12 protein-coding genes are annotated in these 13010 nt (G+C 35.5%); 10 read left to right on the forward strand and 2 right to left on the reverse strand.

Annotation, left to right across the window (positions count from 1 at the left end):
* Positions 1 to 72: 72 nt before the first annotated feature.
* From C8J95_RS14935 to C8J95_RS14945, 3 genes are all read left to right on the forward strand, one after another.
* A complete protein-coding gene (locus C8J95_RS14935; RefSeq protein ID WP_107809550.1) occupies positions 73 to 552 on the forward strand; it encodes a BON domain-containing protein in 480 nt (159 codons plus the stop codon).
* A 6-nt stretch (positions 553 to 558) separates the two neighbouring features.
* On the forward strand, positions 559 to 978 hold the full coding sequence (locus C8J95_RS14940) for an SH3 domain-containing protein (protein ID WP_034868550.1): 420 nt from the start codon (positions 559 to 561) through the stop codon (positions 976 to 978).
* A gap of 103 nt (positions 979 to 1081) precedes the next feature.
* Positions 1082 to 3844, forward strand: coding sequence for a TonB-dependent receptor (locus C8J95_RS14945; RefSeq protein ID WP_107809551.1), 2763 nt, complete (start codon positions 1082 to 1084; stop codon positions 3842 to 3844).
* Between the two features lie 262 nt (positions 3845 to 4106).
* Here the strand turns inward: C8J95_RS14945 and C8J95_RS14950 are convergent, their stop codons facing one another.
* Together C8J95_RS14950 and panC are read right to left on the reverse strand one after the other, a co-directional pair.
* Positions 4107 to 4547, reverse strand: a complete 441-nt coding sequence (locus C8J95_RS14950; protein WP_107809552.1) for a GNAT family N-acetyltransferase — start codon at positions 4545 to 4547, stop codon at positions 4107 to 4109.
* Positions 4548 to 4549: 2 nt separating this feature from the next.
* Entirely contained in the window at positions 4550 to 5392 is an 843-nt protein-coding gene (panC, locus tag C8J95_RS14955) for a pantoate--beta-alanine ligase (RefSeq protein ID WP_107809553.1), read from the reverse strand.
* A 111-nt stretch (positions 5393 to 5503) separates the two neighbouring features.
* Between panC and C8J95_RS14960 the strand changes: the two genes are divergently transcribed.
* The 7 genes from C8J95_RS14960 (at position 5504) to cysD (ending at position 12945) form a co-directional block, all read left to right on the forward strand.
* Positions 5504 to 6274 (forward strand): glycogen/starch synthase, encoded by a 771-nt coding sequence (locus C8J95_RS14960; protein WP_107809554.1) that lies wholly within the window; start codon positions 5504 to 5506, stop codon positions 6272 to 6274.
* Positions 6275 to 6302: 28 nt separating this feature from the next.
* Positions 6303 to 7823, forward strand: a complete 1521-nt coding sequence (locus C8J95_RS14965; protein WP_107809555.1) for a DUF4270 domain-containing protein — start codon at positions 6303 to 6305, stop codon at positions 7821 to 7823.
* A 19-nt stretch (positions 7824 to 7842) separates the two neighbouring features.
* The gene (glmS, locus tag C8J95_RS14970; protein WP_059325309.1) at positions 7843 to 9693 is read left to right on the forward strand and encodes a glutamine--fructose-6-phosphate transaminase (isomerizing); all 1851 of its coding nucleotides are present in this window, start codon (positions 7843 to 7845) and stop codon (positions 9691 to 9693) included.
* A gap of 54 nt (positions 9694 to 9747) precedes the next feature.
* Positions 9748 to 10797 (forward strand): FAD-binding oxidoreductase, encoded by a 1050-nt coding sequence (locus C8J95_RS14975; protein ID WP_107809556.1) that lies wholly within the window; start codon positions 9748 to 9750, stop codon positions 10795 to 10797.
* Positions 10798 to 10809: 12 nt separating this feature from the next.
* Entirely contained in the window at positions 10810 to 11226 is a 417-nt protein-coding gene (locus C8J95_RS14980) for an Rrf2 family transcriptional regulator (RefSeq protein WP_078779108.1), read from the forward strand.
* An 81-nt stretch (positions 11227 to 11307) separates the two neighbouring features.
* The gene (locus C8J95_RS14985; protein WP_107809557.1) at positions 11308 to 12021 is read left to right on the forward strand and encodes a phosphoadenylyl-sulfate reductase; all 714 of its coding nucleotides are present in this window, start codon (positions 11308 to 11310) and stop codon (positions 12019 to 12021) included.
* 12 nt (positions 12022 to 12033) lie between these two features.
* Complete coding sequence (gene cysD, locus C8J95_RS14990; RefSeq protein ID WP_078722700.1) at positions 12034 to 12945, forward strand: sulfate adenylyltransferase subunit CysD; 912 nt, start codon at positions 12034 to 12036, stop codon at positions 12943 to 12945.
* Positions 12946 to 13010 lie beyond the last annotated feature (65 nt).

The following is a 13010-nucleotide window of genomic DNA, read 5'->3' on the forward strand; positions in this document are numbered from 1 at the left end:
TGAGCATAATATTATTTAATAAATTTACGTTCACAAGGTTTTTTATTATAAACTATTAAATTAATCCAACACATGAAAAAAATTTTCACCACCGCTGCATTGGCTATTTTAGTGTCTACTGTAGCAGTATCTTGTAAAAAGAAAAATAACGATGCTGATTTGCAGACTAAAGCTACAGCTGTAATTGCAGCTGATCCACAAGCTAAAGTAGAAGTAAAAGACGGTGTAGCTCACCTGTCCGGAACCTTTAAAGATGTTGCAGCTAAAGATCAAATGCTTGCATCTCTTAAGGCTATCGAAGGTATAAAAGACGTAATGGACATGTCTACAGTGGAGGCTCCAGTACAAGTAGAAACAAAAGTAGCTTCTGCTCCTGAAAATCTTCTGAAAGTAAAAGATGCCTTAAAAGACTTCCCAAAAGTAAAAGCTGAAGTTGTAAACGGTGAACTTACTGTTAGTGGTGATGTTACCAAAGAAGACGCTAAGAAAATCAAGCAGTCTATCGATGCATTGAAAGTGGGTAAAGTAAACTATAACTATATCGTAAAATAACAAAAGATGAGCGAACTACAAGATAAATACGCAAGTGTAATTACAGCTGCACAAGGTGCAGGTATTGGTAATTTACAGGTACAAGAGCAAGATGGGATTCTTTATGTATCCGGTAGCGCTTCTAATTCTGCAGCTAAAGATGCAGTATGGAATGCTCTGGGTGTAATAGATCCTAACTTTACAGCTTCAGATATTAATGTAGATGTACAGGTGTCAGGACTTCCTGCAGGTACAAACCTTACAGTAAATACTGAATCTACTAACCTTAATATCCGTGAGACTCCAAGTACTGAAGGTAACATCGTAGGTAAAGCAGCTAAAGGAGAATTAGTAACTCTAGTAGAGCAAACCAATGGCGAATGGTGGTTGGTAAGAACTAAAGATGGTGAACAAGGTTATGCTTATTCAAGATATTTACAAGCGTAAATCACTATAAAAATAGTTAAAAAGTATTAAAACTAACTCCCGTGCTTGGGAGTTAGTTTTTTTTTATTCTATTTTCGCCTCGCAAACTAATTAACACCTGAATATGAGAAAATTATTTCTACTCTTTATCCTGCTTATAGGGATTTTACACTATGGACAATCACTAAATCTTACAGGTAAAATAGTAGACCAAAGCGGCAAGCCAATTGAAGATGCTACCGTTTATTTACTAAAACAGAAAGATTCATCGATTATCAATTATACCAATTCCGGGAAAGAAGGAAACTTCAATCTGAAGTTTGATAAAATACTGGAACCTGTATTGTTTAAGGTAAATGCCGAGCAACAAAAAGAGTATAGTAAAATCTATGATAAACTTGAAAGTTCTCAGAAACTCGATGTGATAAAATTGATTACGGAGGTTTCCAAAAATATTGCCGGAGTAGAAATTAAAGGTGCTCCGCCGGTAAAAGTTAAAAAAGACACACTGGAATTTAATGCAGCTTCCTTCAAAGTAAAACCCGACGGAAAAGTGGAAGAACTTATTAAATCTTTACCCGGATTCGAAATTAGCAATGATGGGAAAATTACGGCTAATGGTAAAGAAGTAGATCAGATACTGGTAAACGGAAAACCGTTCTTTGATAAAGATGGTAAAATTGCACTTAAGAACTTGCCTGCAGATTTAATCAAGAAAATTCAGGTAACGACTAGTAAGACAGACGAAGAGAGAGTAAAAGGTGAGAAAGGAAAGTCTAATAATATGAGCGTAAACCTTACTATAGATGAGAAGAAAAACAAGGGTTTTATGGCAAGAGCTTATGCTGGTTATGGATCCGACAAACGCTATGAAGGAAGTGCTATACTCAGCTATTTTAAGAATAATACTAAAATTAGTCTTTTAGCATCCTCCAATAATATTAATGTTTCCGGTTTTAAAAGTGATGAGGTCTACGAAAGTATGGGGTATGGAAGAAATGCTAATTTGATTCAAGGAAATTCCTATGTTCAGGAAGGGAATCGGATTATGGTTTCTTCAGGAGATAATGGTGGTGGTGTTTTGCGCTCTACAATGGTTGGGGTCAACTATTCTGATGAATTGGGTAAAGATGCAAGCCTTAATAGTTTAAGTCTGTTATATTCCAAAAACAGTAGAGAAACCCGCTCAGTATCAGATAGAACAACTCTGTTATCCGACTATGCACTGAGAACTAAATCTCAGAATTCTGGTGAGAATGATAATAGCCAATACAGTCTGGAAAACAGTTTCAGAATAAAACTGGATAAGAATACCAATTTTTATTTATCCAATTCATTCCTTACTAATAATGGAACTAATATCAGTACAGGTGCATCTTCTACCTTTAGGGATGGTACACTGCTAAATGAGAATAATTCTTATAATAAAAACGACTCAAGAAACAATTCCGGACAATCACGAATTTATTTTTCCAAAAAATTAAATGAGAAGGGAAGAAGAGTTAGCTTTAGTATGGCAGGCAATGCCGGAGAATCTGTGAATGATAATCTGATTAAATCCGAAACGCTCTTTAATCAGGATCCTGATAAAAATGATATAAGGAATCAAAGATTATATAGTAAAAATATTAACAATCGTTATGATATTTCTGCTGATTATGCAGAACCTGTATCGGATTCTGCAAAAGTATCTTTAAGCATGGGGTATAGTACATCTTATAATCGTAATAGCAGAGATGTAAATGATTTTAATTCTGCAACAGGAGATTATTCTAAATTTAATGTTGATTTATCTAATATGATGCGTCAACAAAATAATTCTTTTGTTCCCGGGATTGGCTATGAAATGAATAAGAAAAACATTAATCTATGGGCTTCCGCTAACCTTAATGCCACGCAAATGGATGTTAATGCCCGCTATAATGGACAGGATTATCAATTGAATAAAAACTTTGTTCTTCCAGAGTTTAATTTTAATCTTTGGGGGAATAAGAACGGAAAAAACATGTCAGTATATGTAAGAAGTAGTTATGATATTCCTTCAGCAATGCAGTTAACGCCATATGAAGACAGGTCTAATCCATTGATTTCTTATAAAGGAAATCCGGATCTGAAAAACACTTGGAGGTTTTATGGAAATATGTATTATAGCAAATACAATCAACTAAAAAATACAAACCTATATTTCAACTTTAGTTTCAATTATCAGGACAATGATGTTACCAATAACCGTCATTTTAATAAAGAAACAGGGGGGCAGGAGATTTCCTATATTAATGTAAGTGGTAATAAAAGCATTTATTTTGGATCGGGATATACCAAAACGTATAAATGGAAAGATAGTAAATTAACAATTGGCCCAAGAGTAACTTTTAATCATCGATTTACTAATGGTTTTGTTGACGGAGACAGATATACAAGTGCAGCTTATTCTGTAACTCCGGGAATTAATCTGACATATGAAATTAAGGACAAGATGACGATAAAACCATCTTATTCCCTAAGTTATAACCAGACAGATTACAAAAACTATGTGTTAGATCAATCGCATACCACAAGTAATGTTTTCAGTCTACAGTCTATCAATTATTTCGGAAAAAATCAGGATTTTACAATAGAGAATAATTTTACTTATACAACCAATACTAATATTGCTCCGGGCTTCAAAAAAGATTTCTATTTCTGGAATGCCAGTTTAGGTTATACTTTCCTTAAAAAGCAAATGACTGCTAAAGTAATGGTTTATGATGTACTGAATCAGAACCAGAGTGTGAAAAGAGTGATCACCGATACTTATATTGAGGATCGTGAAGACCTTATTCTGAAAAGATATGTAATGTTTACACTTAGTTATAAGTTTAACAAATTTGGTAGCAAGAAAGCTTAGAACTAAAGCAAAAAAATAAAAAATGGTCAGAAGAAATCTGACCATTTTTTATTTTTTTATAAGCGATTGTTTAAACTTTATTACTAATACTCTTCGACAGACTCAGAGTGAAATTTCTTGTTCAAAATACCTTTCTTTTAGGAGTGTCAGACTGAGCTGAGTTTATAGTGAGCCTGATGAACTATCGAAGTCTAATATTTTTTTGAATCAAAATTTAAACAGGCTCTAAGTCTTGAAAGAGACAAGAAATCTATAGTAAGATTTAGGGTACCCAATAATAAAAATTGGTTTCTGTATCTAACTGAAAATCTGTTTTAGGGTATAAATTGTTTCCAACCATGTTTGTTTTAGAAGTTTCCAGAGAGAGCTGACAAGCTCCGGTTTCTCTGCATAACTCTTTTGCCCTGTCAATAAGAGCCACAGATATACCTTTTTGTCTATATTCCTCTTCTACATAAAGGTCATTCAGTAACCATAGTTTTTTCATTCTTGTAGAAGAAAATAATGGGTACAATTGGGTGAAACCTACAATCTTTTGATTGGCTTCAGCAATGTAAATTACTGATTCGTTACGAGAAATTCTTTCTTCAAGAAAAGATTTCGCAGTTTCATAATCTGCCATTTTTTTGTAAAAATCTCTGTATTTTTCAAAAATAAGGATTAGAGATTCCAAATCATAAAGTGTTGCAAGTCTTATTTCCATGGTTAATCCAGATGCATATTATCAATTAATCTAACCCCACCTACAAATACAACAATAAATGCTCTGTAGCTCTTATCCTTGTAGAAAAAGTCAGTTTCCTTGAGCGTTTCTTCATCTGCGATTAGAAAATATTCTAATTCGTAGTCCGATTGTTCAAAAATTTCTTCAACCCGTTTTTTTATTTCCGGAATGCTTATCACCCGAAACCATTCATTAACCTTTACTAAAGTTTTATAAATAAGCGCAGCTCCGTTTCTTTCGTCTTCAGATAAACGAGCATTTCTGGAGCTTAAAGCCAGTCCATTTTCTGCTCTGTAAATAGGAACCCCATGGATATTAATCGGGAATTTTTCTATCTCAACAAGCTTTTTAATAATAGCCAGTTGCTGATAATCTTTTTCTCCAAAATAAGCATTATCAGGTTGTACCTGGCGGAATAATTCCGAAACTACAGTTCCTACACCATCAAAATGTCCCGGACGGAATTTTCCTTCCATTTCATTTTCAATACCACCAAAATCATAATGCTTGCTTTCTGCTTTTTCAGGATATATATCTTCAGTACTCGGAATATAAACAGCATCTACACCTGCTTTTTCAAGCATTGCAATGTCATTTTCTTCAGTACGGGGATACTTCTTCAGATCATCGGGATTATTAAACTGTGTAGGGTTTACAAACACAGACGAAATTACGATGTCATTATCCTTTCGTGCTTCTTTGTATAAGGACATGTGTCCATCGTGTAAAGCTCCCATTGTTGGGGCAAAACCAATCTTTTTACCTTCTTTTTTTACTGCTGCAATATAATCGCTGAGACTCTGGCGATTGCGGAGAATTTCCATATTCTGAAATTTGAGCAAAATTATTAAAAAATGTTAATTAAAATGTATTACTGGAAAAAGTTGTATTTTTGTAAAATTAACCATCTTAATTACTACTAGAGAAAGATTATTATGCCGAACCAGAAAATTCTATACGTCACTTCCGAGCTATTTCCGTACCAAGAAGACAGTAACATGGCTACGATGGTGAATAAGATGGCCTTGAGAATGTATAATGACGGAAACGATGTTCGCGTTTTCATGCCAAGATTTGGAATGATCAGCGAGCGTAAATTTCAGCTTCACGAAGTGATTCGTCTATCAGGGATGAACATCATCATCAACGACCTTGACCAGCCTTTGTTAATTAAAGTTGCTTCTTTACCAAACGAAAGAATGCAGGTATACTTTATCGATAACGAGGAATATTTCAAGAGAAAACAACTGTATTTCGATGATGAGGGAACCGCTTTTTCAGATAATGACGAGCGCGCAATTTTCTTCGCAAGAGGAGTTATCGAAACAATTAAAAAACTAAACTGGGTACCGGATGTTATCCACCTGAATGGCTGGATGGCTTCATTCATTCCGTTATACCTTAAAACGTTCTATAAGAACGATGACTATTTTAAAGATACTAAGCTTGTTGTTTCCATTTATAATGAGAAAGATGCTGCCTTTGAAAATAATATTGAAGAAAAATTAAAATTCGACAATATCGAAGGACTTACTGCGTTAGATAAACCAAGCTTCAGAAAATTTGTTGGAGAGAGTCTTCAGTTAGTAGATATCGTACTGAAAGGAGATGAATCTTTGGAAGATGATCTGGAATCTATGTATACTGGTGCTACATCCGACAAAAAGGATTTTGTAAGTGCCGACGCTATTAACCAAGTGTACTAAACCAAGTAGCCAATTTTTGATATAAATAATGAAGAAAATAAAGATAATCGCTAACGTTTGTTTTGTTGCGACTATAGGTCTGTTTACGCTGACTTCTTGTGAAGCTGATGCTGATAATCTGGGAAGCCAGTTCTTAGATGGTAATGCCGCAAACGGACAGGAATCAAGCTCTCCTGTTATTGCATATAATATAGATAATAAAGATTCTATACGTAGTGATGCCAAAAATCTGACTAATGCTATTTTAGGAGCATTTGATGAGCCTGTATTCGGAATGCACAAGGCTGCTTATGTTACACAATTGCGTCCTTCTGCTTATGGAACGGACTTCGGAACTAATCCAAAAGTAGACTCTGTAGTATTACAAATCCTTCCAAGCTATGTGACGGATTCTGTTACAACAACAACTACTACAATTAACAAAGTTTCAACAGATCAGGATTCTACAAAAACAGTTAATACTTATCCGTTAGTAAAATACGGTAGATCTAAGATTGGAGGTAATCCTGTAAAATTTAAGCTAAGTGTAGCTGAAGTTAGTGACTTCCTTTATGATAATACTAAAACCTATTTTTCTAATCAGACAGTTACTGCAACAAATGTTTTAGGTTCTAAAAATATTAATGCTTTTGTAAGCGGTGTTAAAATTACCAAAGTAGGAGACAACTCGGAACTACTAAGTAGAGATCCGGGAATCAGAGTTTCTTTGGATAAAACTTTCTTCCAGAACAAAATTATTGCTTACCAAGGAAAAAATGAATTAAGCGATGCAGCTTCTTTCATAAGACATTTCCGTGGATTAAGACTTTCTGTTGATGAGAATGACGGATTCTTATTCAACCTTAACCCTAATACAATGTCAGTTACAATGTATTACTCCAATGATGTTACAAAGGATAATGCAACAACAAGACAACAGAATACTTATACATTCGATTTAGGAACATCCAACGTTCATTTCAGTCAGTTTACATTTAATAGACCATCAGCTTATACAACAGCAATGGGGAATATTAACAAAACAAAAGGTGATGCCAAATTGTACCTTCAGGGTGCCGGAGGTAATGGTGCTGAGTTTGTAATTCCGACATCGACTATTGAGGGGTTAAGAAATAAATATACACAAGAAAAAGCTGGAATTTTGACCGCGAAAATAAGATTGTACTCCGATGAGAATACATGGAAAAGTGCATTTGCAAAACCTTCCACTTTTACAGTACTTCAGAAGGATATGAAGCAATTTATGGATGACCAAACTGCTTTGGCTGGAGCTGGCTATATCCGAGTAAAAGCAACTAATCTGGACAAGAATCCTGCTTACTATGATATTACGATTACCCAGACGGTAAAAAATATCGTAGAAAAAGGTGCTGAAAACAAACCTATTGTGATTAATGTTGGTGACTTTACAACAAATTCACAAACAGGAGCACTTTTAGGCTGGAACTACACCTCAAGAGCTTATACACCAAACAGAGTAGTATTAGTTGGTACCGATCCGTCAAATATTAATATGGCTCAGCTGCAAGTCATTTACACTAAAAAATAAAATATAAAAACACAAACAAATGTGCGGAATAGTAGGATATACAGGCTTTAGAGATGCCTATGATATTGTAGTTAACGGTCTTAAGAGATTAGAGTACCGTGGTTATGATAGTGCAGGGATCGTTTTAGAAAGTCCACAAAATAAACTTGAATTAAAGAAAACAAAAGGTAAGGTTTCTGATCTTGAAGAAATTGCAGAAGGATTAAAAAACACTGCACATATCGGAATGGGACATACTCGTTGGGCAACTCACGGTGTACCTAGTGACAGAAACTCGCACCCGCATCTTTCCAATAATGGTAAAATAGCATTAATCCACAATGGTATTATTGAAAACTATGATACCATCAAAAAAATGCTTACTCAGAAAGGATTCGTGTTTCATTCTGAAACCGATACAGAAGTACTGGCTAACTTCATTCAGTATTTTATGGATGAATCCGGTAAAGACTTCCCTGAAGCAGTAAGAACTGCACTAAGCGAAGTTTACGGAGCTTATGCGGTAGCTGTTTTACATGAAGATCACCCGGGACAATTTGTTGTAGGAAGATTAAGTTCTCCTTTAGCAATTGGTTTGGGAGATAACGAATATTTTATTGCTTCTGATGCTTCTCCATTCGTTGAGTTTACAAAAGAAGCGATTTATCTGGAAGACGGACATATGGCTCTTATCTCTTTAGAGGGAGGAGTAGATATCCGTGTAATCAATGATAATACAAAAGTAGATGCTCAGATTCAGGAACTGAAATTAAGCCTTGAGCAGATTGAAAAAGGAGGGTACGATCATTTCATGTTAAAAGAAATTTTCGAACAGCCTAAATCTATTCATGATACAATGCGAGGAAGAATACTTTTAGATGAAGGTATTATCAAGATGGCAGGTATCTGGGACAATCTGGACAGAATTAAAAAAGCAAAAAGAATTGTTATTATTGCTTGTGGTACTTCTTGGCATGCAGGTCTTATCGGTGAATATCTTATCGAGGAGTTTGCAAGAATACCTGTTGAAGTAGAATATGCTTCCGAATTCCGTTACAGAAATCCAATCATAGGACCTAAAGATGTTGTTATTGCAATTTCTCAGTCTGGTGAGACAGCAGATACAATGGCTGCTATTAAACTGGCAAAAGAAAAAGGAGCATTTGTATATGGTATTTGTAATGTAATCGACTCTTCAATTGCTCGTATTACAGATGCAGGTTCCTATACACACGCAGGTCCGGAAATTGGAGTAGCTTCTACAAAAGCTTTTACTGCACAGTTAACAATCCTTTCTCTTATTGCTTTGAAATTAGGTAAGCACAATGGTAATCTTAACAATACAGAATTCATGAAATATCTGTATGAATTAGATGCGCTTCCTAAGAAAGTAGAAGAAGTATTGGAATCTTCACACGATACTGTGAAGAAAATGGCAAAAGATTTTGTTGAATCTACCAACTTCTTGTATTTAGGAAGAGGTTATAACTTCCCTGGTGCTCTTGAAGGTGCTTTGAAATTGAAAGAAATTTCTTATATCCACGCTGAAGGTTACCCTGCAGCTGAAATGAAGCACGGTCCGATTGCACTAATCGATGAAAACATGCCTGTAGCTATTATTGCTCCTAAACAGGGACACTACGATAAAATTGTAAGTAACGTTCAGGAGATTAAAGCAAGAAAAGGAAAAGTTATCGCTATTGTAAATAAAGGCGATACTCAGGTTGCTAACATGGCAGATTATGTAATTGAATTCCCAGAAACTTCCGAGTGTTTCTCTCCAATAGTTTCTGCTATTCCATTACAGTTATTATCTTACTACATTGCAGTTTACAGAGGTGCAAACGTGGATCAGCCAAGAAACTTGGCAAAATCTGTTACAGTAGAATAAATATCATATTGAGTATAATCGAAAACCTGAGTATCTTTGCTCAGGTTTTTTTGTATGGAAAAGTTAGATTACATCATTGTAGGGGACGGATATGCCGCCATTTTTTTTGCACACCAGCTGTTGAAAAGTGGTAAGACTTTTAAATTATTTTCCGAGGGAAATAGAGCTGCATCACATATTTCGGCTGGAGTATGCAACCCTGTTGTATTGAAGAGGTATAACAAAATATGGAATGATGAGGCACAAATGGACTACCTACCAATTATTTTTGATGAGATCGAAGAATACCTGCATAAAAACTATTTAATTCAGGAAAATGTAGTTCGTGTATTCCACGATGAGGGTGAGCATAAGCTATGGCTTAAGAAAGCTTCACAGGAAAAATTCGAAGGCTATCTGGATTCAGATATACAGCAATTGTCCAGTGTTGAAAATCCTTTTGGTGTGGGAAGAGTCAAAAATTCCTGTCGCCTGGATGTTCGCAATTTTTTCACAGATTTTTTTAACTTTTTAGAAGATAAAAGTGCACTGATAAAAGAAAGGTTTAATTATGATAAATTAAGTACCGATCAGAATTCTTACAATGACTATACATTCGATAAAATTATCTTTGCCGAAGGAACTGGGATAAAGGATAATCCTTATTTCTGTGAGATACCTGTGAAACCCAACAAAGGGCATCGTTTTAGCCTTCGTCTGGAAAAAGATACAGAAGCTTTTGTAATCAAGAAGAAACATTTTCTATTCAGATTTTCCGGAGATGAATATTACTATGGTGGGACATATGACAGAGATTCTCAGACGAATGAAATCGAAGATAAAGCTGTAGAAGAATTGAAAAAAGGACTTGAAGAAGTATACAAAAGTTCTTACCGAATAGATGAGGTATCAACTGCTTTCCGAGCAACTGTAGCAGATAGAAGACCCATAATCGGATGTCATGATATATATGAAAATCTTTATATTTTTAATGGATTAGGAGCAAGAGGTGTATTAAATGGTAGCTACTTTTCTAAGCAATTATTCGATTTTATAGAACATGGGATTGAATTTCATGAAGAGGTAGATGTAAAAAGATTTTCTCAAATCGGGAAATTATCTTAAATTGCACAGATTATGATGTCCAAACGGTGTAAATACGCTTTGAAAGCGATGGTGAGGCTGGCGAGAAACTATAAAAATGGATTCTTGTCGACAGCCATTATTGCACAAGACGAGAACATTCCCAAAAAATTTTTGGAACAAATTCTACTGGAACTAAAAAGAGCCAAGCTTGTAAACAGCAAGCAGGGAATAGGTGGAGGTTATTATCTGATAAAATCTCCGGATGAAGTTTCTTTAGCAGATTTATATCGTATTTTCGAAGGGCCAATTTCTTTAACGCCCTGTATTTCCCTTAATTATTACGAGGCTTGCGACGATTGTGTTGACGAGGAAGCTTGCTATCTTAGACATGAATTAATCAACGTTCGTGAGAAGACTCGTAAAAGTATGATGGAGGCTACACTAACAGCCTTTATGAATAAGAAGTAATTTTTTTTAAATCTAAATACTACTAATTTGGTAGATTTAATAGAATTAATATATCTTTGCAAAATCAATTTTGAAACTGAAATGGAAAATAGTCTGAAAATACAACTGAACGAATTACTGGAAGGGATATCGGAAACCCTTACCAATACAGAAGTTTTGCAGTTACTGGTAGACAGATTTCCGAAAGAGGTAATCTTTTCTACCAGTTTTAGTTACGAGGATCAGGTTGTAACACATCTGGTAAAAGACCTGGATGTGGATATTTTTACATTGGATACAGGAAGGCTTTTTGAGCAGACTTATGAAACGTGGTCAGCAACAAAAGCTTTTTTCAAAAAAGACATCAAAGCTTTTTATCCGGACGCAGAAGTATTAGGAAAATTTGTAACTGAAAACGGACCAGATTCATTCTATCGTTCTGTGGAAAACAGAAAAACCTGTTGTAATATCCGCAAAGTTCAGCCTTTGAAAAAGGCATTGCAGGGTTATAAAGTTTGGGTTACCGGGTTAAGAGCGGAACATTCTGCGAACAGACACAGTATGTCCCCATTGGAGTGGGACGCAGATAATCAGATTATAAAATACCATCCATTGCTAAACTGGACAACTCAGGAAGTAAAGGACTATGTAAAAGAAAGCAGACTACCTTATAATTATCTTCATGAAAAAGGTTTTGTAAGCATCGGATGTGCACCGTGTACCAGAGCTATTCAGGAAGGAGAAGATTTTAGAGCCGGCCGCTGGTGGTGGGAAGATGCTAATAAAAAAGAGTGTGGTCTGCATATTCACCAATAAAAAAGAAAACAAATGTCAACAATAGAACAAGCCAATTATTTAGAACAGTTAGAATCCGAATCTATTTATATTCTGCGTGAAGTAGCCGGACAGTTTGAACGTCCTGCGTTGCTTTTTAGCGGAGGGAAAGATAGTATTACACTGGCGCATCTGGCTTTTAAAGCTTTTAGACCCGGTAAAATTCCGTTCACCTTCGTTCATGTAGATACAGGACACAATTTCCCGGAAGCATTAGACTTCAGAGATGCTCTGGTAAAAGAGTTAGGAGTAGATCTTGTGGTACGCAAAGTGGAAGATACAATAAAGAAAAAAAATCTTACAGAACCAAAAGGGAAATTCCCGAGCAGAAACTGGCTGCAGACTTTCACGCTGCTGGATACGATTGAAGAATTTGAATTCGATGCCTGTATCGGTGGAGCAAGAAGGGATGAGGAAAAAGCACGGGCAAAAGAGAGAATCTTTTCTGTACGCGATGAATTTGGACAGTGGGATCCAAAACTCCAGCGTCCGGAATTGTGGAATATTTTCAATGGCAAGATTCATAAAGGAGAAAATGTAAGAGTTTTCCCGATTAGTAACTGGACTGAGTTGGATGTGTGGAACTATATCCGAAAAGAGAAAATAGGATTACCATCTATTTATTTCTCTCATGATAGAGAAGTAGTGGACCTGAACGGACAATGGATTGCCAATTCCGAACATGCATCTCTGGATGCCGATGACCTGATAGCTACAAAAAGAGTGCGTTATCGTACTGTGGGAGATATGACCTGTACAGCTGCTGTAGAATCTAATGCTGAAACAATAGATGAAGTGATAGATGAAATTATAGCTACCAGGATTTCGGAAAGAGGCGAAACACGAATCGATGATCGGGTAACAGAGGCCGCAATGGAAGACCGTAAAAAAGGAGGATACTTTTAACATCATTAATTGGTAATAAGCAATGAGTAATTATTCATTATTTATTGCTCATAAAAACAAAGGAT

The organism is Elizabethkingia sp. YR214, assembly GCF_003058195.1.
Classification (GTDB): Bacteria; Bacteroidota; Bacteroidia; order Flavobacteriales; family Weeksellaceae; genus Elizabethkingia.